The 20,279-nt window shown below is 55.7% G+C and carries 14 protein-coding genes and 1 pseudogene; 6 read left to right on the top strand and 9 right to left on the bottom strand.

Annotated features, from left to right (window positions below):
- Positions 1-448: 448 nt before the first annotated feature.
- Positions 449-3,514, bottom strand: a complete 3,066-nt coding sequence (locus CE153_RS02095) for a glycoside hydrolase family 2 TIM barrel-domain containing protein (protein ID WP_099594977.1) — start codon at positions 3,512-3,514, stop codon at positions 449-451.
- A gap of 314 nt (positions 3,515-3,828) precedes the next feature.
- Here CE153_RS02095 and CE153_RS02090 point away from each other — a divergent pair, with 314 nt between their 5' ends.
- The 4 genes from CE153_RS02090 (at position 3,829) to CE153_RS02075 (ending at position 8,872) form a co-directional block, all read left to right on the top strand.
- Complete coding sequence (locus CE153_RS02090; protein WP_099594976.1) at positions 3,829-5,349, top strand: glycoside-pentoside-hexuronide (GPH):cation symporter; 1,521 nt, start codon at positions 3,829-3,831, stop codon at positions 5,347-5,349.
- Between the two features lie 287 nt (positions 5,350-5,636).
- On the top strand, positions 5,637-7,004 hold the full coding sequence (locus CE153_RS02085; protein ID WP_099594975.1) for an ABC transporter permease: 1,368 nt from the start codon (positions 5,637-5,639) through the stop codon (positions 7,002-7,004).
- On the top strand, positions 7,001-8,224 hold the full coding sequence (locus CE153_RS02080) for an ABC transporter permease (protein WP_099594974.1): 1,224 nt from the start codon (positions 7,001-7,003) through the stop codon (positions 8,222-8,224). The genes CE153_RS02085 and CE153_RS02080 overlap by 4 nt, the downstream gene beginning before the upstream one ends.
- A 12-nt stretch (positions 8,225-8,236) precedes the next feature.
- Positions 8,237-8,872, top strand: coding sequence for an ABC transporter ATP-binding protein (locus tag CE153_RS02075; RefSeq protein WP_099594973.1), 636 nt, complete (start codon positions 8,237-8,239; stop codon positions 8,870-8,872).
- A gap of 245 nt (positions 8,873-9,117) precedes the next feature.
- Here CE153_RS02075 and CE153_RS02070 read toward each other — a convergent pair whose 3' ends face one another.
- On the bottom strand, positions 9,118-9,555 hold the full coding sequence (locus tag CE153_RS02070; protein WP_099594972.1) for a GNAT family N-acetyltransferase: 438 nt from the start codon (positions 9,553-9,555) through the stop codon (positions 9,118-9,120).
- A 213-nt stretch (positions 9,556-9,768) separates the two neighbouring features.
- Here CE153_RS02070 and CE153_RS02065 point away from each other — a divergent pair, with 213 nt between their 5' ends.
- A complete protein-coding gene (locus CE153_RS02065) occupies positions 9,769-10,470 on the top strand; it encodes a phosphatase PAP2 family protein (protein ID WP_099594971.1) in 702 nt (233 codons plus the stop codon).
- A 311-nt stretch (positions 10,471-10,781) separates the two neighbouring features.
- On the opposite strand, the pseudogene CE153_RS08950 reads toward CE153_RS02065, so the two are convergent.
- The 6 genes and pseudogenes from CE153_RS08950 to CE153_RS02040 form a co-directional block, all read right to left on the bottom strand.
- Positions 10,782-11,564: pseudogene (locus tag CE153_RS08950) on the bottom strand (IS3 family transposase); the annotation flags it as partial.
- 7 nt (positions 11,565-11,571) lie between these two features.
- Complete coding sequence (locus tag CE153_RS08945; protein WP_236824428.1) at positions 11,572-12,390, bottom strand: hypothetical protein; 819 nt, start codon at positions 12,388-12,390, stop codon at positions 11,572-11,574.
- Positions 12,391-12,573: 183 nt separating this feature from the next.
- Positions 12,574-13,188 carry a YesL family protein gene (locus tag CE153_RS02055; protein ID WP_099571466.1) on the bottom strand — a complete coding sequence of 205 codons (615 nt, stop codon included), beginning with the start codon at positions 13,186-13,188 and terminating at the stop codon, positions 12,574-12,576.
- 6 nt (positions 13,189-13,194) lie between these two features.
- Complete coding sequence (locus CE153_RS02050; protein ID WP_021913073.1) at positions 13,195-14,031, bottom strand: carbohydrate ABC transporter permease; 837 nt, start codon at positions 14,029-14,031, stop codon at positions 13,195-13,197.
- On the bottom strand, positions 14,028-14,882 hold the full coding sequence (locus CE153_RS02045; protein WP_039776028.1) for a carbohydrate ABC transporter permease: 855 nt from the start codon (positions 14,880-14,882) through the stop codon (positions 14,028-14,030). Before CE153_RS02045 ends, CE153_RS02050 begins: the two co-directional genes overlap by 4 nt.
- Before the next feature lie 12 nt (positions 14,883-14,894).
- Positions 14,895-16,244, bottom strand: a complete 1,350-nt coding sequence (locus CE153_RS02040) for an ABC transporter substrate-binding protein (protein WP_226560252.1) — start codon at positions 16,242-16,244, stop codon at positions 14,895-14,897.
- A gap of 186 nt (positions 16,245-16,430) precedes the next feature.
- Here CE153_RS02040 and CE153_RS02035 point away from each other — a divergent pair, with 186 nt between their 5' ends.
- Positions 16,431-17,444, top strand: coding sequence for a LacI family DNA-binding transcriptional regulator (locus CE153_RS02035; RefSeq protein ID WP_039776024.1), 1,014 nt, complete (start codon positions 16,431-16,433; stop codon positions 17,442-17,444).
- 431 nt (positions 17,445-17,875) lie between these two features.
- Here CE153_RS02035 and CE153_RS02030 read toward each other — a convergent pair whose 3' ends face one another.
- Positions 17,876-19,717 carry a glycoside hydrolase family 13 protein gene (locus CE153_RS02030; RefSeq protein ID WP_099571464.1) on the bottom strand — a complete coding sequence of 614 codons (1,842 nt, stop codon included), beginning with the start codon at positions 19,715-19,717 and terminating at the stop codon, positions 17,876-17,878.
- Between the last annotated feature and the right edge of the window lie 562 nt (positions 19,718-20,279).

Genomic DNA, 20,279 nt, shown 5'->3' with positions numbered 1-20,279 from the left:
TAATAGGGGAGGGCGGTCCGCAATCTTTTTGCTACCAGCATGCGGAAGATGAGCGCATGCATGTAACTGAGTATCGTAATGTGAACGATCTCATCAAGAATAAGAGCAAGCATGCTGGTTTTATTTCAATCGGTCCGGCACCGTTTGAGAAGAATGTGCTCCTACGATTGCACATGAGGCTTTCCGCAAAACTGGTGGTTAGGGACAGTTTCGTGCCATCTTTATGAAAACCATATGAAAGAGGCCTGATGTCCAACCCTTGGGGCTTGGGCATCAGGCCTCTTTCCTGATATGAGCAGAGGATGCGGCATGCGGAAAAATATGAATCCATCCGCATCCTCCGCGCTATGAAGCATCGTCACCGGTTAATCCAAGGTAAGGAACCTTGTAAGACGATGCCGTCCCTCCTCCACAGGAAGGAGTAGAGGAGGGACACGCTATCCGATCGTCAGATCAGTTCGAGATCGACATCGAGGCTGATCGGCTGATCGGCGGGGATGTGATACTGGGAGTGGACCGGTGACATCCAGGAATCGTCGCCTCCGACACCCATCTGTGCGGCGAGCACACGGAGGAACATGTGCTTTGGAGCCGGCAACTCGTCTTGGTGCTGGGCTTCTTCGATCATGAAGCTGGAATACGGCTGCAGGCTCACAGCGAACGGTGCGGCACCGTTCGCGCGGCTGACTCGCAGACCGTGTCCATTTTCATCGGTGATCTCCGCCCAACGGACCTCCTCGTGGTTGCCCGTCTCCTGCGGCATGAGATACGGAGCATGATCCTTGAACGCATCGGTGCTCCACACGCCCAGCTTGGCGTGCTTGCGATCCTGGTACGTTTCCTCGGGACCAGCGCCGAAGAACCTCAGGTTCGAATACTGGACCGGCAGAGTCCATTCGATGCCAAACGCAGGAATGGTGGGTAGCTCGCCGGACTCGCCCGGATATTCCACATGCAGGTTCAGACGGCCAGTGGTATCGGCGGTGTATCCGACGGTGACCTTGGTGCGCTGCGGCGTGGCAAGCTCATACGTGTATACGGCCTTGAGCGTGTCTTCATCGACCTGTTCGATGACATTGTCCACGCAACGGGCGTAACGGCCGGCCACCATCCACTGGGCTCGCTCGAATCCATGGCCGGCGCCACGATCGTTGTCCGTCAGCGCGCGGAATGTGGTGATCGCCGGGCGACGCAGCACGAATTCGTGACCGTCGAACGTGTAGGAGACCAAACCGCCCTGGGTGCGAGAAAGAAGAATCTCTCGTCCGGAACCCTGAACACCCGCGTTCCAACGGCCAACAGTGACGATGCCATCCGCAGGCAGAGCCGCGTCTTCGGTTGCCTTCGTTCCGGCCACAATAGTCTGGCCGAAGGCGAGTTCGTACCCGGCAGGAGCCCAATCGGTCGCCTCGGCGAGGCGCTGGGACACTTCAAGCACCAGCTCATTGGCATTGGCGCGATAGAGATCCACCGGCCATTCGACATCGAACGTGCATGCCGAATCGGCGGGTACGTCGAAGCGACGCTCGGACTGCCATACCGGCTCTCCGTCAGCGAGGATGCGCAGCACGAACTGGTATCCGCCGGTCGAGATGAACAGATTGTCGTTCTTGATGGACACCGAACGATCGGTCACGTCGATATGGACGTTGGAATACAGCTGCTTGACTTCCTGGGCCTTCGGCGCGGGAGTACGGTCGGCGAAGACCAGTCCGTTGCCGGAGAACTCGTAATCGCTCGGACGGTCGCCGAAGTCTCCGCCATAGCACAGACGGGTGGAGCCGTCCGGCTGGGTGGCATAGATTGCCTGATCGATGAAGTCCCAGATGAAGCCGCCCTGATAGTGCGGGTAGCGCTCCAGTGCCGTGTATTCGTCCAGATTGCCGACCGAGTTGCCCATTGCGTGCATGTACTCGCAGGAGATGTACGGCTTCTGCGGATCGTTCTTGAGATATTCCTCAACCACATCGGCATGCTCGTACATGCGGGTTTCGATGTCGGTCACGTCATCATAGTCGCGGTTCTTCGTCACACCCTCGTAGTGCACGGGGCGGTTCGGATCGATGTCGTGCACGTGCTTGTACATGGCACGGAACACATCGCCGGCGTAGGACTCGTTGCCAAGGGACCAAATGACCACGCTCGGGTGGTTGTAGTCGCGGCGCATCATGCTGTTGACGCGGTCGACGCAGGCGCCTTCCCAATGCGCCTTGCTTCCTGGAACCGCAGTCTCGGCGGTGACCACGTCGCCGGGCAGGCACCAGCTGCCATGGGTTTCGAGATTGGTCTCATCGATCAGGTAGATGCCGTACTCATCGCACAGATCGTACCAACGCTCCTGGTTCGGATAGTGCGAGGTGCGGATGGCGTTGATGTTGTGGCGCTTGCAGAAAATCACATCATCGATCATGTCCTGCTCGGTGATGGAACGGCCGCGCTTGGCATCGAACTCGTGACGGTCCGCGCCCTTGAACACGACGCGCTTGCCGTTAAGGGTCATGATGCCGTTTTCGATGCGGAAGCGACGGAAGCCGACCTTCTGAACGACGGCTTCGACAATATCGCCGGTCTGGTCGATGACATTGACTTCAAGTTCGTACAGAGATGGGCTCTCGGCGCTCCACGGCTTGAGGCCCTGCAGGGAACCGCTTGCGAACGTGGTATTGGTGTCGGCGTTGGTCGAGGCCTCCCATACCACGTTGCCTTCGGAATCCTTCAACGTGGCCGAGATGGTAGCGGCATCGGAGGCGTTGCGCACGGACAATGCGGCATCAAGAGAGGCGGTGCCGGACTCGGCGTCCCAATCGGCTTCGAGCTGCATGTTCTCGACGTGGACGTGGGGCTGCGCCGTCAGTTCGACGGAGCGGAACAGACCGTGCAGACGCCAGAAGTCCTGGTCTTCAAGCCAGGATGCGCTGGAATACTCGTAGCAGGCGACTGCCACGACGTTCTCTCCGTCATGCAGCAGATCGGTGATGTCAAACTCGTTGGGAGTGAATCCGTCCTCGCCGTAACCTGCGAACAGGCCGTTGACCCACACGTAGATTGCGGTTGCCATTCCATGGAAGACGATGGAGACGCTTCCTCCGGACTCCTTGGTGTCCGCAAGACGCTTGGACACAACGAACTTCTTGCGGTAGAGCGCCACGTGATTGTTTTCCGGAACATTCGGCTCCAGCGGATTCTCGTGGCCGTCCCACGGATACTGGATATTCACGTACTTGTTCTTCAGCAGGCCTGCCATCTGCAGATGGCCCGGAACCTGGGTGCGGTAGAAAGCGGAATCATCGAAGTTCTCGGCAACGAATGGCTCTTCGTTGAAGTCGATGTCGGAAGCCTGTACGATCTCGACGCGCCATTCTCCGTCAAGGCTTTGCGTGAGATCGGAGTACTCACCACTCTGCGGATCATGCGTGAAACACTTGTGGTTGGAATGGGCCGGCGTGCGGTTGACCTCGAACACAGTCGCGTCGGTCAGCCACGTCTCGGATGCATGCTCAACACGATTTGTCATGTTTCCCTGCTTTCTTTCATTACTTCGTTGTGAATGATGCGGAAGCTAAACTTCCTTTACTAGTAAGGATAAATGTTTTTTACCGAAAAAGCAAATCGTATTTACCGCCACGGTTTCCTCTGTTTTTCAAGCACTCCCGTTAAACGTGTTTAAGTCGGTGACGGATAGGTTTTGCATTATGGGAACTGTTGCAACACGCCGGCAAAAGCCTTGATTACTAATGTTTTTTACTTCTGCTTATAAAACGGCGTATAGTTGCAATACAAGATCAATGGGTGATCTCGGCTCCAACTATCTTAGAGGAGAAGAAAAAAATGAGCAACGCAACAGCCGCGGACGGTGGAGTCCGCAAGGGAAAGCTCGGTCAGCGCATTGCCTACGCATGCGGTAACTTGGGTCAAGCTGCCTTCTACAACGCTATGAGCACGTACTTTGTTGTGTACGTGACCAGCTGCCTGTTCTCTGGCGTCGACAAGGCGTTGGCGGCCAAGCTTATCGGCGTCATCACCAGCCTTGTGGTGATTATCCGTATCGCAGAAATCTTCATCGACCCGTTGCTGGGCAACATCGTCGACAACACCACCACCAAATGGGGACGCTTCCGTCCTTGGCAGTTCATCGGCGGTGCCGTCTCGGCCGTGCTGCTCGCCATCGTCTTCAGCGGCATGTTCGGTCTGGTGAATGTCAACACCACGCTGTTCATCGTGCTGTTCGTCATCACCTTCGTCGTGCTCGACGTGTTCTACTCCCTGCGTGACATCTCCTACTGGGGCATGATTCCGGCACTGTCCTCCGACTCCCATGAGCGTTCCACCTACACCTCTCTGGGATCCTTCACCGGTTCCATCGGTTACAACGGCATCACTATCTTCGTCATCCCGATTGTCACCTACTTCAGCTACATGTTCACCGGTAAGCAGGCTGAAAGCCAGAGCGGCTGGACCGCATTCGGCATCATCGTTATGCTGCTCGGCATCATCACTGCTTGGACCGTTGCCTTCGGCACCAAGGAAAGCACCAGCGCCCTGCGTTCCAAGGCCCAGAAGAACGGCAACCCGCTCGAGGCATTCAAGGCACTGTTCCAGAACGACCAGCTGCTGTGGGTCGCCCTGTCCTACCTGCTGTACGCCATCGCCAACGTGGCCACTACCGGCGTGCTCCTCTTCCTGTTCAAGTTCGTGCTCGACAACCCGGCCGCCTACTCCGCGACCGGCGTCATCGCACTGGTGGCTGGCCTCATCATGGCTCCGCTGTACCCGATTCTGAACAAGCGCATCCCACGCCGCTACCTGTACATCAGTGGCATGATCTCCATGATTGTCGCTTACGTTCTGCTGGGTCTTTTCTCCACCAACATCGTCGTAGTGTTCATCGCACTGGTGCTCTTCTACGTGCCGGGCACGCTCATCCAGATGACCGCCATCCTCTCCCTGACCGACTCCATCGAATACGGCCAGCTGAAGAACGGTAAGCGTAACGAGGCCGTCACTCTGTCCGTCCGCCCGATGCTCGACAAGATCGGTGGCGCCCTGTCGAACGGCATCACTGGCTTCATCGCCGTCGCGGCAGGTATGACCGGCAGCGCCACTGCAGCCGATATGACCCCCGCGAACATCCACACCTTCGAAGTCTGCGCCTTCTGGACGCCGCTCGTTCTGATTGTGCTCAGCCTGCTGGTGTTCGCCTTCAAGGTGAAGATCAACGAGAAGATGCACGCCGAAATCGTCGAGCAGCTCGAAGCCAAGCTCGCGGCCGGTGAGGTCTCCGACGAGGAAGCCAAGACGGTCGAGACGGTTGAAGCCGTCAACGAAAAGGCTAAGACTCTGACTGAGTAAATAACCAATACTTGCCACTCCTTCCTTTCTCTCTGATGGAGGCCCCAATTTCGATTGGGGCCTCCATTGGTATATGCACTGTTTTATGACCGTTCAAAGTTTGTTAAATGAACAAAACGAACGATGTCCCGGAGCATAATGCAACCAATGTTGTTTCGCTTTTTCGCTCAAGGCATATCTTGCCATGTTCTGAGGTGAACCATGTATTTTAGCGAATGACCAATCGAAGGATCGAATTAGATTTCATTGTTTCGGATGAGAAGATCCCAGCTTTACAGGGGGTATTAATGACATTCATCTCACGGGCGGCGCGTTATGTGCTCAGAAAACGAGTACGCACTGCGGTGCTGTTCATTGTGCTGACCATCATAACGGCGAGTATGCTGTCCGCGACCGCAGTTTCTCGGGCAGCTCAACATGAGGCCGGACAGATTGAGAAACAGGCGGTCGGCGGATTCGTGCTGGCCAGTAACCTGCAAGGCAGCATGCTGACACCTCGCGGAGGCGGAATGGTCCGTCCCGCTGATGTGCAACGAATCTCGAAGCTGTCCGGGGTTGACTCGTACATGGTCAGGCAGAACGCCACCGCCGATCTCGTGGGAGCCAGCGTGGTGAAGGTCCCTGGCGGCGATGATTATGATGCGGAGAAAGAACAGCAGTTCGGCAATGCGGCCAACGTCATGGGCACAAACGATTCGTCAAAACTCAATGTGTTCACGTCGCACACGCTCGGCATGGTCGAAGGACGCCATCTAAAGGCATCCGATAAGCATATGTCGATGATCCATGAGGATCTCGCCAAAGCCAATGGGCTTAAAGTAGGTGATACCCTCACGCTCAAGGCCAATCCATATGATGCCGACAATGAGTCGCATTCGACGGCAACCGTCAAAACCACCATCGTTGGAATATTCAAAGGAGACAGCGATAGGAAGGTAGCCAGCCGCGCGGAACTCACCTCCAACACTGTGTACACCGATTTGGACACTACAAGTACTCTGTACCAGTACAAGGCCGGCAAGGAAATATATCAGGATGCCACTTTCGTTCTGGGCAAGGGCATCGATGTGGAGAAAACCATGGAAGCGGCGAAGAAGCTTCCAGTGGATTGGAACAACTACCAGATCACGCGCAATGACCAATATACGTCGAGCATGCTGAATGCCGCCCGAGGTGTGCGTTCCATGATGCTCAGCGCTTTGATCGGCGTGACCATTTCGGCCGTGATAGTTCTCAGTCTCATGCTCTTACTGTGGATGAACGACCGACGTCAGGAGATGGGCGTACTGGTGTCCCTCGGCATCGGCAAGCCATCCCTGATCGCCCAATATCTAACCGAAATGATTCTGATCGGCCTGCCGTCCCTGGTCCTCGGATGGTTGTGCGCACGAGGAGTGGCTCAATGGCTTGGCACCTCGGCCCTCCGTTCCGTGAACGCCTCCGCGGCGAAGGAGCTGAGCAGCATGGGACAGGTTGGCGGCGATCTCGAATCCAATATGTCGGTTCGTACCTTGGATTCGCTCACGGTATCGATCGACACGACTGCCGTACTGTATGTGTCGCTCGGCCTGCTGGCGGTGATGCTGGTATGCGTCGCCATATCGTGCATACCGATGCTGCGCAAGTCGCCGCGAAGCCTGTCGGAGCTGCGATGACGGGCATGAACGTGTGGAATCGTGCCACGCTGGCAATCGTGCGTAAACCGGTACGCAGCGGAATCATCGGACTGTTGATGCTGATGGTTTTCACCAGTCTTGTGGCTCAGGTCGGAGTGTCAACGGCGCTTCAGAAGATGTCCGACGATATCGGCAGAAGCATGGGAATAGGTTTTACCGTCGACACAGGCGAGAATCCTGCAAGTCTAAAGGAAGCGAGCCGGTTCTCGCGCATCCCCGGTGTAGGAAAAACCGTTTACGAGCGTAAGACCTTGGCAGGGGTGGATGGCGCGCATCCGGTTGTCCCCGAACATGGTCCTCGGCTGGATTCCGGTCTATCCACGCAGGTCAGCGTGCTGGGCACTACTGACTCCTCGTTGTCCGAAGAGTTCCAAAGCGGTCTGTACCGGTTGGAACAAGGACACCACATTTCAGGTAATGGCCGGAATGTACTGATTCACCGGGATTTCGCACGTGAGAATGGATTATCGGTGGGATCAACGCTCCGGCTCAGTCAGGAAGACCGCGATTCCACCGTTCGCGTGGCCGGAATCTTCTCTGGCAATGTACAGGCACAGAGCCCTATGCCATCAGATGCATCGGAGAATCTTATCTATGCGGGTGCCCAAGTGGTTTCCGCGCTGACTGGAGAGGAACGGGTCGGCACGATCCGGTGCCTTTCGGATAGTCCGCAGGCTCTTTCCACCGCAGTGGCCCAAGCAAAAAAAATCGCTGGAAGCAAGTATGGCGTCACCGATGACTCGGCGCGTCTTTCCGGCGTGCTGCAGTCGGTGGAAACGGTGCGCGATCTGGTCCGTATGGTGCTGCTGTCCGTTTGCTTGGCTGATGTGTTGGTACTGGGCATGGCGCTTGTCTTCTGGATTCGCTCACGTATCCATGAGATAGGCACCCTTCTGGCTCTCGGCGTCGGCAAGATGCAGATTGTCGCCCAGTTCGCAATCGAAACCGGTCTCATGGCTGTGGTCGCCGCCCTATGCTCGCTGGGCACGGGTTCCCTATTGTCTGGATACGTGTCCTCGCTCCTGCTGCACGATTCGGGAGTCGCGCCTCTTGAATCATTGCAGGTGGAGGCTCTGCCGCCAGAACAGACGCTGCTCATCCTGCTGCTCGGATGCGCGGTCATCGCGATCGCGCTCGCCGTGTCGTGCGCCGCAGTGCTGGCCAAATCCCCGAAATCCATTCTTTCCTCTATGCGTTAGGAGATATTAATCATGACTATCTGTCTGCAATTGGACCATGTCAATTACTCATATGGCGCGGCGAAGATCCGCGTTCTTTCGGACGTAAACGTAGATTTCGAATCCGGAAAGATGTATGCGATAACCGGCCCATCGGGAGCGGGAAAGAGCACTTTGTTGTCCCTGCTGGCCGGTCTGGATGCCCCCTCTGATGGAGTGGTCCGTTTTGAGGGCGAGGATATAGCTGCGACGGGTTATTCAAAGCACCGTCGCGAGCACGTGTCCTTGGTGTTCCAGGACCATAATCTGATCGACTATCTCACTCCCGAAGAGAATCTGCGCCTGGTCAATCCCAAGGCCGATATGAAGATCCTCGAAGATCTGGGGCTGAGCCGTGAGGAATCGAAGCGCAACATTATGCACTTGTCGGGTGGCCAACGTCAGCGTGTGGCGGTCGGTCGCGCCCTAGTGGCGCCTGGTCGCGCGATTCTGGCGGATGAACCGACTGGCAGCCTGGATCCGGAAATGACTGATGAGGTGATTGATCTTTTGCGTCATGCCGCTCATCAACTCGGTAAATGTGTCATTGTGGTGACACATTCCAAGCGTGTCGCCGATTCCGCCGATGCCGTTTACACTCTCAGGCACAAGAAGCTAGCCAAAGCATAGTTCGCTCGCACAGACCGCGTCTTCTGTCCGAATAGCGATTCACCATCGATGGCCTCTCGGACTTCCATCGCGGCAGGGGCCCTCTTGACGCGTGGCTGCTGCGCCACGCGATGAACGCGTTGGGCCGCGGCACCGCCGTCGTTGCCTACGTGTCCATGGGCGGGGCGGCATGCTGCGGCTTCTACTCGCTGTCCGCGAACAACGTGGGCTGAGGCGACGTGCACGGCATCGTGGATGGTTCGTTATTACAACGGCAGTTCCCGATAAACCAAATCGTCACGGACTGCAAAGCCTTGCCGTTCCCAGAAATCGTTGCCGGCATCGTTGTCTGCGGGCACTCCGACAGCGACTTTCGGCAGACCGATCGTACGAAGCGTTTCAGCCACACGGCCCACCAACATCGAGCCAATGCCCCTACCGCGCGCGTCGGGGTCAACCGCCGTGTGGTAGATGCGCGACCGTCTTCCGTCGTGGCCGGCAAGAATCGCGCCAATGATCCTTCCGCCATCGTCCTCGGCTACGAAACAGGTGTCGGGATTGCGTTTGAGAAACGTCTTTATTGCATCCTTGCAATCGTCTATATCCCTCATAGTGAAACCTGTGCATCGCGTCCACAGTCCGTATACCAGCGGATAATCCTCGATTTTCATATGGCGTATGGTCAGTGCTGTCGGTTCGGTCATATTTCTTGCCTTTCTTTTTGAACGCCAACTTCGATTCTCGCATCGTTCCGGTATTTTCTGTGCGGGTATGCCATATTTGCGTTGCCCAGCCGTTCGTGGCGTGCGTGTCGGGGAAGCCGTGGAAGTACCTTGAAGGACAATCCGTCGTTTTTCGGGGATACTCCGGATGTGAACACACGGCAACGGCACGGTGAACTGTGCTTAACTGGAATCATGCATGTGAAGAACGGAAGTATCGCGAGAGCGGTGGCTGTGGTAATCGCAACCGCCATATTGTGCGGCATTGTGCCTATGATTGGCGTCGCACTGCGCAATTCGACAATCGCAACAATGCGTGAAACCAATATTTTGCAGACTTTAGCGACGCTGCCAGAAGGGTTGCGTGACTGCTCCACGGTACTTGCGTACCTGTTTTCAACAGCAGGCTGCATCGCAATCGTTGCCGCGCTCGCCGCTATCGATTCGCGTATTACCGGCAGTAGGCGCGTCGTCATCCGCGATGTCGTCGTGTCGGCGGCGCCAATACTGTACGTGACCGGCGTCAAATGGCTGGTCGAACGCCCCCGTCCGATCACGTCCGTCGGCAGTGGCCTGTTGCCGGGCGATCCAAGTTTTCCGAGTGGTCACACGGCGGCCGCGGTGATCGTATCTGTCATGATGATTCTTACCGTACGTAATTTCGCGCACAAATGCTTCCCCGACGGAGAAGATGACGGGCGTGCAAACCGAAGACGGGTATTCCTCCGCAGGGCGATCATTGGCGCTGTCGCGCTTGTCGTGGCGGTTGCCTGTTCGCGACTACTGCTCGGCTTGCACTATCCGACCGACGTGATTATTTCCGCCACCATCTGTCCGCTCATTTCCTACGCCGTGTGGTGTGTATGGAACGCATGCGAAAGCGCGGGGGAGCGGTAAAATCGTGCGCTGGGTCGACGTCGTCGATCAGATGCCAATTCCAAACAGAGTGCTATCTGCCATGTGAGTTCCTTTGATTCTGAAATCAGTTTGGGGATATCCGATTGTGCGTGCAAAACGGCAGGTTGTGTAATACGGCAGTGGTGGTGTGACAAAAGCTGGTTCAATCAAACTAGCGGCGAAAACCTGCGTGCGGCACGGCACGATGCAGCGCGGTGCGGCAGCGGGAAAATCGCAAGAAAAACCACAGTGAAGCCGAGCAAGACAGACCTGACGAAGCGGGTTTGCGACATACTTAGTGCAAGGGAGAGCTAATGGAACTCGAAGAACTTTCGGTCGTTGAAAAGGCCGCAATGCTTTCCGGTGGGTCCGAATGGGATTCGCGAGGCAACGCCCGCGAAGCTCCGCTTATGGAAGAACTCCTGCTTGAGACGGCCGAAGAACCCCTCCGCGGCCGCGTTGTCCGGAGAACAGCCTTTCGCGCTCATCGAACGCGTCAGACCATGCTCCTTGCAGATGCGGATCCACTCGGGCCACCGGTAGCGGCAGCCACGGTCGGAATGGATGATCGGCTTCTCCCCGTCCCTGAGCGTGGAGCACGCGTCGGCGAGCATGCCGTTGGCCAACGCCGCGTTCGGGCTGGTGCCGATCGTCCACGCGACGGGAAGCCCGTCGTGGCAGTCGATCACGGGCGACAGATAGGCCTTGCCCGCGGGAATCGAGAACCCGGCCGGGTCCGTGATCCACAGCCGGTTCGGACGCTCGGCGTGGAAATCCCTGTCCGCCAGATTCTTCGGCGCCTTGGCGGGCTCGCCCTTGTATGAGCCGTACCGCTTCGCGCTCTTGAACAGGGGCGCCAGGCCATGCCTGGCCGTCAGCCGCATGACCCGTTTCGCCGATACCCTGACGCCCATGCTTTCCGGCTCCAGGTGGACCCGCTTGTACCCGTACCCGCGCTTGCTGTTCTCGAACGCCTCGCGCACGAGCTCCAGTAGACCGGAGTCCTTGTCGGGACGTTTCATGGCGTTGAGCTGGTAATGGTACGTGCCGCGCGCGATGCCGACCACGGGCAGCAGGCTTCCGGCGGTCACGCCGAGCCTCTCACTGGTCTGTTTGACGAGGACGGCCTTCTCTCGGCTGGCCGGGCTTTTTCGGGTCTGCGCCCGGCTCTTTTCCCAACAGCTCCAACGTGCCCTTCCGGATCGCGATCTCGATGTCCAGTTCCCTCTTCTCCCGCCGCTGCCGCTCGACATCGGCGTCCAACTCGTCCAGACGGGTCCGCGTCTCCGCCAGCCTCTTCTCCAGCGCCGCCACCGCGTCCGCCAGGCCGGCCGCGTCCCGCGGGCCGCCGGCGTAGAGGGCTCCACGCTGGTTTTCCCTTCCCCGGCCGTCGGGGGCTTCTCTCCAGGTGTCTTCGTCACGTGCGTCTCCTTGGATCCGGCGAGCATCTGCCGTTTCCAGTTTCCCGACGACGGACGCCTCCACGCCCAGTCCGGCGGCGGCATCGCGTGATTCCGACCTTCCGGACGCGGCCGCGACCACCGCCTTCCGCTTCAATTCCTCGGGAACCGGGCCGTGCCTCAGCTTGCGTCGGCCGGGAGCGAGCTCGTCGATCCACGCGGTGAGCAGCTCATGGCTTTTCGGATAGCCGAGCGCGCGCATGGTGCGTTTCAGACGCCTGCCGTGTCCGAGGTAATGGTCCACCGCGGCCCGCTTCTGCTCGTCCGTGTAGCGCCTGTAGCGTTCGCCGCGCCTGGAGGGGACGCCGGTGCGTTCCTCCTCGAGGCGTTCCTGGTACCACACCGGCAGCATCCCTCTGCTGGGATAGCCGAGCTCGCGGATCACGTCCGCGGCGTAGCGCTCGTATCTGACGTACAGGTCCACGGCCCTGTCACGCTGCTCCCTGCTGCACTTTGCCATAAGGGGGTTCTCCTCCCGGTCGGGAAGTCCAAGAAAACGTCACCATCTCGATGCCTTAAAGAGAAAAGTGTCATGCGGTTCATACGAAATGCGAATGAAAACGTAAATGGGCGGTAGCACTGCTACCGCCCGAAAGATTGAGCTTTATTGTATTTGCTCAAAAGCTTGGAAACTTGCTTGCTGCTATGCGGCCACCTTATTTACATAGGGTTTTAGTGCATGTTCGAACAGTGGTATTTGCAGTTGTACCACTATGCCGAAGCCCAGTATCAGCAATAGATACAATCCTTTGGGAAGCCATTGCAGACTGGCCACTGTTAGTCCGATTGCGATGGCTGGAATGATAAGAGCAACCAAAGTCGTAAACGGCGATGTGCCACCGAACAGTAGCGCGTTGCGTAAAGTAGCCATCACTGAGTTTTCGAAGCGTGCCGTTAACGGCCAAGCCCAGACCATGATGATGAGCCATAGCAGCGTTAGCATGATTTTCACTATCATCGCAGCCATGCTGGTAGTGAAAAGCCATAAAGCAATGAGCATCAATCCAGTTGCGGCGAGCACTGACCATATGGCCGTTGCAACTGGGAAGTTTCTTTTAAATGCCGAGAAATATGTGCGAAGCAGGTATCCTCGACCTTCTTTTGCCGCCCAAGCAGCTTCGTAGGAAGCCGATAGCGCGGCCCCAATGGTGACCAACGGGATGCTGCACACTGCTGTAAGTAGAGTGAGTACCGCGGCGTTGGCCACCATATCAAGGCCTCGCATGAAAACAGAGTCCTTAGCGAACACTGTGTTCATATTGGATCAGCCCTTCACCGCACCGGCGGTGATGCCTTGGATGATGTACTTCTGGCATAGTGCGAAGAAGATGACGATTGGAATAATCGCCAGCACCAGGCATGCCATCAGGGCGCCCATATCGATACTGCCGTAGCCTCCACGCAGATACTGGATCACGATTGGAATGGTCTTGAACCTTTGCAGATCCAAGGTCAGATACGGCAGCAGGTAGTCATTCCAAATCCACATGGTCTGCAGAATCGCCACGGTGATAATCGACGAGCGCATCATCGGCACAACGATGGTGAAGAATGTACGCACCGCTCCGGCGCCATCAATCATTGCGGATTCTTCGATTTCCTGCGGAATGGATTTGATCGTACCTGTGAAGATGAATACGGGAAGTCCTGCGCCGAATCCCAGATACACAAGGCAGACGCCCCATGGGGTGTTCAGGCCAAGCATGTCAGCCATCTTCGACAGAGGGAACATCACCATCTGGAATGGAACAATCATGTTCAACAGGAACAACACGTAGATGATTTTCGATGCGACGTTGTTCACTCGCACAATCCACCAAGCGCACATCGAGGTGCAAAGGAGGATGAGAAGCACTGCACCGACCGTAATGACAAGGCTCCACCCAAAGCTGGCAATGAAGTTGGTCTTCTCGATGCCATCCTTGTAGTTGAAGAGTCCCGCAAATTCCTTACCAGTTGGCAAGGAGAAGGTGTCCGCGGAGATGTAGACCTTCTTTTTGAAGGAATTAATCAGCACTAGAGCAAGCGGGAACAACCACGCCAAAGAAATGACCGAGAACAGTCCGGTCCAGAATGGGCCGTGCTTGATGCGCTGGTTCATGCTTGGACCTCCTTACTGGTGGTGAGTTTGTTCTGGATGATGGCAATCAGGGCAACGAGGACGAAGAACATCACTGCCTTTGCCTGGCCTACGCCCTCGAATCCGGCTCGTCCGTAGAACGTGCGGTAGATATTCAAGGCCAGCATTTCCGAGGTGTTACTCGGAGCGCCGTTGGTCAGAGCGAGGTTCTGATCGAAGAGCTTGAATCCACCGGTCACGGTAAGGAACGAGCAGACGGTGATGCTTGGCATCATCAGCGGAATGGTGATGCTCCATAGAATCTGTTTCGGAGTGGCACCATCCACGGAAGCGGCCTCTATCACGTCGCCAGGAACGTTTTGCAGTCCGGCGATGTAAATCACCATCATGTAGCCGATTTGTTGCCAACAAACTAGGATTACCATGCCGATGAATCCGTATTTGGCGTGATATGTCAGCGAGATGTTCCAGTGGGCCAGAACGCCGTTCAACAGCAGCTGCCAGATATAGCCCAGCACGATGCCGCCGATGAGGTTAGGCATAAAGAACACCGAACGGAACAGTTTCGCACCGCGCATCGCCTTCGTGAACATATAAGCGACGAAGAATGCGGCGACATTGATCAATATGGTGGTGACGATGGTGAAGGCCAGAGTGAACAGCAGCGCATGCAGGAAGTCGGGATCCTGGAATGCTCTGACATAATTTTTCAAGCCTACGAATTCGGCATCGGTGATCGTGGTGAATTCGGTGAAGCTGAGATAGATACCCATCACCAGCGGCACTACGAAGCCGAGGGCGAAAGCGAAGCATGTCGGTAGTACAAACAGGGGCCACCAGCGCCTGATGGCCCGACCGGTCATAGTGATCATGACAGGGTTTCCTCACTCGCCGTAAGCAAGCTTGTATTCGCTGGCCCAGTCATTGGTGAATACCTTGACAACATCATCCCAGCTGCCATTGCCCTGAGCGTAGTTAAGCTCTGCGGAACCGAGATTCTGCTCCCACTGGTGAGAAACGGTAGGAACGCTGATTACATCGGTCTTTCCGGCCTTCTGGTATTCACGATTGACGCCCACCAGCGGATTGGTAACTTGGTACTTCTCGTTGTCGAAGCCCTTGAACGGAGACACCAGTCCCATGTCCTGGGAGATGGCCTTAAGCGCGGTATCGGAAGTGACTAGCCAGCTCAGGAACTTTTCAGTGGCTTGCTGATCCTTTTCGGAGACCTTGGAGTTCACGCACCAGTAATTGCTGATCACCTGATTCAGACCCTGGTTCTCTTCGCCCTTGGCGCCAATGTAGATGGGGAACACTCCCAGATCGTTGTCAGACACGGATTGACCCTTGATCTGGTTGTAGGCCCACACGCCATCCTGGAAGAACACGGCCTGGCCTGTGGCGAATTCGGCGATTGAATCATCCATGGTCTTACCGGACAAGGAGCTGGGCTCGACCGTGGAATCCTTAATGTACAGATCGAAGATGTTCTTCATCTTCTTGACATAGGTGCCCTTGACGCTGGACGGAACCTTGGTCATGTCGACACCGTCATCGGCGTATTCGTAGTACAGCGGCACGCTGGGGAGATGGAAGTTATAGCGGAAAGCCGAGCTGGTGTCGAGACCTGCGGAGCTGAACGCTCCCTTGACGCCAATTTCGTCCTTGTGCGCTTGAATCTCGTCCGCGACGGTCTTCAACGCCTTGAAGTTGTTGATGTCTTCGGCGGACTTCACCGTTGACCAGCTGGCGTCGAAATACTTCTTGAGCAAAGACTTGTTGTAGATGATGCCATAGCTTTCGGTTGCGTAAGGAATGGCGATTGGCTTGCCCTCATCGTTGGTCAGCACACGATTCTTGTAATTCTTGTCAAGCTGCTTGTAGATGTCGCTGTTGGACAAATCCTTGGCGTACTTCTTGAAGCTGCTCATGAAGCTCGGGCCATCAGCCTGGAACATCGTAGGAGCGGCCTTCTTGGAAAGCTCCGAACGCAACGTCGCATCGTAATCGGTGCCGCCGGTCTGAATCTGAACCGGAATGCCGGTTTCCTTCTCGAATGCCTTGCCGAGCTTAACCCATGTCGACTGCTCTTCGGCTTTCTTGTTGAGATAGTAGACGCGTCCGTTCTTGCTTTCCGCCGAGGAACTGTTGCCGCATGCGGCAAGTCCGCCGAGGCCCAAAGCAAGAGCAGAAATCACGCCGACTGCACGAAGCATCCATTGCTTGTTTTTCATTTTCAATCCTCCTTTGTTCCCTGTGATCTACTTCGATTTGCGGGAACAATGTATACGATATCATCAGGTTTTCCAACCGTCAAATAATGTATACTGGTTTTAGATGTATACGAGTTCATCGGAGAAACCCCTTCTTGGAGAACACAGGTTTTATCCTTTGAAAAACAACAGAAATGAGGCATCAATTTGAAGCCCACGACGCAAGATGTCGCGAATAAAGCCGGCGTGTCGACGGCCACTGTTTCGAGAACATTCGCTCATCCTGACAAGGTGTTGCAGGAAACGCGTGAAAAGGTTATGACTGCGGCACAGGAGCTTGGATTCACTATCTCGCGTTCCGCTTCGGCGTTGAAATCACAACAATCGTTCCGTATTGCCGTGCTGATTAGCGAGCCGGTGGCCACTTGGTTTAACTCTCACATTTGTGGGGCGTTGAATGATGTGTTGCAGCCGGAGGGCTATGACATTTGTACGTATTACATTCCCGATGTAACCAATCGTCGGCAACTGTTTGAGGAGATTCCATTGCGGCACAACGTTGATGCCGTGGTCGTCTCGTCGTTCGGTGTAGACGTGATGGAAATCGAGGATCTTAGACGTCTTGATATACCGTTGATTGGTATCAATGTGCCTGTTACACAGGGTTTTAGCGCCACCATCGGCATTGATGAATATGCCAGTATGCGCTTGGTTGTTAAGCATCTGCATGATCTTGGACACCACAGAGTTTGTTTTGTATGTTCCGAATTGAAGCATGCACCCTTGCCGTATAGCGCTGATTTACGTTCCGATGCCTTCCTGCGTGCATGCCATGACGTTGGCGAATCCATTGAGCCTTTGTTGATTCATGTGCCACGTGAAGTTGATGAACCGGAGAATTACGCGATATCGCAATTGCTGACATGCTCGCCGCGGCCTACGGCAGTCTGTTGTTTGAGTGATGGGATGGCCATTCCGCTGTTATTCAAGCTGATGCGGAGCGGTATTAAAGTTCCTCAGGACATGTCGCTTGTCGGTTTTGATGACAGCACCTATGCAAAGCAATTCAATCTCACCACCGTTCATCAGGAAGTGGATTTTCTTGGTGCTGAGGCAGGGCGTCTGGTGTTGGATCTTATCCGTGGACAACAGCCTGAAGTTCAGAATAGGGTTTTGGATACATATCTTGCATTGAGGGCTTCAACTGCTCCTCTGTCATAAGTCTGATGGAGAAGTCATGAGATGCCATATGGGTATGTGACGGCGAAATTCTCTGCTCGGATGTGCGTCCTATGCGTATATGCTCCTGATTTTGTCGATGCTTAGGAGAATATGCAGGATGCATAAAAGCAAGGGAAGAGCATCTGAATTTTGAGAAGGCTCGTAGTTGCGGTTCCCCTATTCTTGATTGGCGAATGTCTTGCCTCGCAGATGGGGCTGACCCTTTGTTGTTCCTAAAGAAAAACATCCTGGTGGCGAGGACTTGGGAAAGAGAAGGAAACCAAATCCATGTCACCAGGATGAGAGCACGTTCCGATTTCCGGTTATTGATACCGTTTGTCGGAAGGGCTATGGCGGGTTGAGGGGAATGGAATTTTGCCCGCCATCTGTCCACTTATGATGAGTGAAACGTTACATGCTAAGCATGGTAATTAAAGTTCGATCGCCACTCCCTCCCATGGAGCCAGTTCACGCTTCGTAAGCGAAAGTTTGGTGTGAGCTGAATCGTGCGTTGTTATGACGATATGGGATTCGTCGACATCGAGGGGAAGCAAGGCCGCTGTTTCCGACGGAATACGTGCAATCTCTCCCGAGACATTGACCATGACGAGAAGTCGTTTAGCGACCTGCCCGTCCTTGGACGAAAGAGCGCGGACAAACGAATACACCTGTCGATCTGACGCGTCCAGTAGCCGGAAATCTCCTGCGGCCACGACTGGATTCCTGTGCCTTAGATCTATGAGTTGCTTATAGAAAGCGTGCACGGATTCCGGGTCATCGCATTGCGCTGCGGCGTTGATTTCCACGTGGTTCGGGTTGACGCTGATCCACGGTTCGGTGGCTGCGTCCGGCGCGGTGAAGCCGGCGTACTTGGAGCCGTCCCACTGCATCGGCGTACGCGCGTTGTCTCGGCTGCGTTCTGCGATTCCATGCATCATGGATTTGCAGTCCTGCACTCCGGTTTCGATAACTCTCTGCCTGTAGGCGTTTAGGGATTCGAGGTCGCGGTACTGGTCGAGTTCGGTGAAGTGGGCATTGGTCATGCCCAGTTCCTCGCCTTCGTAGATGTACGGGGTGCCGCGGTGCATGTGCAGCAGCAGGGCAAGCGCCTTCGCCGATGCCTCGCGAGTCTCCTTGGTGGAGTCGTCGCCCCAGCGGGAGACGATGCGTGGCTGGTCATGGTTATCGAAGAACAGGCTGGCCCAGCCGGCTTTGGATACCGCATTCTGTTGGCCGTTGAGAATCTCCTTCAGCTTGGGGAGTTCGAGCTTGGTCGGCTTCCACTTGGTATTGTCCTCGCAATCGGCATCCAGATGCTCAAACAGGAACAGCATGTCTAGTTCGCCGTTTTCTGGGTCAGTGATGTGCTCGTTGCGAGCTGGGGTGATGCCCGGAGCCTCGCCTACAGTCAGGAACCCTTCGCGACCGTCGAAGACCTCGTGACGCATTTCGGCAAGAAACTCGTCCTGCCTTGGGCCGTCCGCGCAGAACGGGTTCGGATTCGAATACCCTTCCTCTCCGACCGGCAGATCGGCGATTTCGGAACCTTCCTCACCCGGCAGACGTCCGTTCTTGTCGACCTTCTTCGAAATGAGGGTGATGACGTCCATGCGGAAGCCGTCGATGCCGCGGTCCATCCACCAGTTCATCATCTTGTAGACGGCCTTGCGCACCTCCGGATTCTCCCAATTCAAATCCGGCTGCTTCTTAGAGAATTGGTGGAAATAGTATTCGCCGCGCTTCGGATCGTACTCCCATGCGGAGCCGCCGAAGTAGGAGCCCCACTGGTTCGGCTCGGCGCCCGGGGTGCCCGGCTCGTGGCCCGGCCTGGCGGGACGCCACCAGTACCAGTCGGCGTGCGGGTCGTCCTTGTCGCGGGAGGCCTGGAACCAGGCGTGCTCGTCGGACGTGTGGTTGACGACCAGGTCCATTACGATCCTCAGGCCGCGCTTGTGCGCCTCGTCGAGAAGCTCGTCCATGTCCTCCAAGGTGCCGAACAGCGGGTCGATGTCCTGGTAGTCGGAGATGTCGTAGCCGTTGTCGTCCTGCGGGGACCTGTACACCGGGGACAGCCACAGCACGTCCACGCCGAGGTCGGAGAGGTAGTCGAGACGGCTGGTGATGCCCTTCAGGTCGCCGATGCCGTCGCCGTTGGAATCCTGGAAGGAACGCGGGTAGATCTGGTAGACCACCGCGTTCGCCCACCACGGATTCGGGGTCGCGCCGTTCGAACGGACGCTGTCGGGAAGCTTGGAACGATTGAAATCAGTCATGAAAGCCTTCTTCTTTGACGTTGCTAGATGCAGTTTGTATGAGAGGTGTTGTTCATCTATGGGCAGCACCTCTCATGATTGCTGTTGAAATGTGCTGCGATGGCATACATAGGCACCGTTGCCTTAACAGCTAGGTGGCAGACGGGGTTACCTGCTGTAGATGTTGCTGCGTTGTACTGGCTGAAGTAATTGGACGTACATCATTGGCGCTGCAGCCGGTTTAGCGAAAATCCCCGTTCTGCATATTTGCTCCTTTCTTTCTTCGTCGAAGTGAGTAGCTCATAAAGCTATCATGTATACGATAACATTATAGTATATAAGTCTCAAAGTCAATATCTAGATTGTTATTTGTAAACGTATACACTTTAGGGTTTTAATGCTTTACCTTTCTCAAGCGAGAGAAGCTGCAACATGCCTGTTGTGATTATGGAATTATCGCATTTGCGATGGGCGTGTCATTGATTCTTCTTCGAATCTATGCGGAATGTCGAGTCATACTAATTTCGTACATAAAACAAAACGCGTGTGCGTCCGGGCGGAAACCATCCGGACGCGCACGCGT

The sequence above is a fragment of the Bifidobacterium sp. N4G05 genome, from assembly GCF_002742445.1.
In the GTDB taxonomy this organism is placed as follows: domain Bacteria; phylum Actinomycetota; class Actinomycetes; order Actinomycetales; family Bifidobacteriaceae; genus Bifidobacterium; species Bifidobacterium hominis.
The sequence above is the reverse complement of the archived record's forward strand: the minus strand, read 5'-3'. Positions and strand labels throughout refer to the sequence as shown.

What these genes read in the sequence shown, in the direction of transcription:
- CE153_RS02095 (WP_099594977.1), bottom strand. Translation starts at nt 3,514, where the DNA reads ATGACAAATCGTGTTGAGCATGCATCCGAGACGTGGCTGACCGACGCG.
- CE153_RS02090 (WP_099594976.1), top strand. Translation starts at nt 3,829, where the DNA reads ATGAGCAACGCAACAGCCGCGGACGGTGGAGTCCGCAAGGGAAAGCTC.
- CE153_RS02085 (WP_099594975.1), top strand. Translation starts at nt 5,637, where the DNA reads ATGACATTCATCTCACGGGCGGCGCGTTATGTGCTCAGAAAACGAGTA.
- CE153_RS02080 (WP_099594974.1), top strand. Translation starts at nt 7,001, where the DNA reads ATGACGGGCATGAACGTGTGGAATCGTGCCACGCTGGCAATCGTGCGT.
- CE153_RS02075 (WP_099594973.1), top strand. Translation starts at nt 8,237, where the DNA reads ATGACTATCTGTCTGCAATTGGACCATGTCAATTACTCATATGGCGCG.
- CE153_RS02070 (WP_099594972.1), bottom strand. Translation starts at nt 9,555, where the DNA reads ATGACCGAACCGACAGCACTGACCATACGCCATATGAAAATCGAGGAT.
- CE153_RS02065 (WP_099594971.1), top strand. Translation starts at nt 9,769, where the DNA reads ATGCATGTGAAGAACGGAAGTATCGCGAGAGCGGTGGCTGTGGTAATC.
- CE153_RS08945 (WP_236824428.1), bottom strand. Translation starts at nt 12,390, where the DNA reads ATGGCAAAGTGCAGCAGGGAGCAGCGTGACAGGGCCGTGGACCTGTAC.
- CE153_RS02055 (WP_099571466.1), bottom strand. Translation starts at nt 13,188, where the DNA reads ATGAACACAGTGTTCGCTAAGGACTCTGTTTTCATGCGAGGCCTTGAT.
- CE153_RS02050 (WP_021913073.1), bottom strand. Translation starts at nt 14,031, where the DNA reads ATGAACCAGCGCATCAAGCACGGCCCATTCTGGACCGGACTGTTCTCG.
- CE153_RS02045 (WP_039776028.1), bottom strand. Translation starts at nt 14,882, where the DNA reads ATGATCACTATGACCGGTCGGGCCATCAGGCGCTGGTGGCCCCTGTTT.
- CE153_RS02040 (WP_226560252.1), bottom strand. Translation starts at nt 16,244, where the DNA reads ATGAAAAACAAGCAATGGATGCTTCGTGCAGTCGGCGTGATTTCTGCT.
- CE153_RS02030 (WP_099571464.1), bottom strand. Translation starts at nt 19,717, where the DNA reads ATGACTGATTTCAATCGTTCCAAGCTTCCCGACAGCGTCCGTTCGAAC.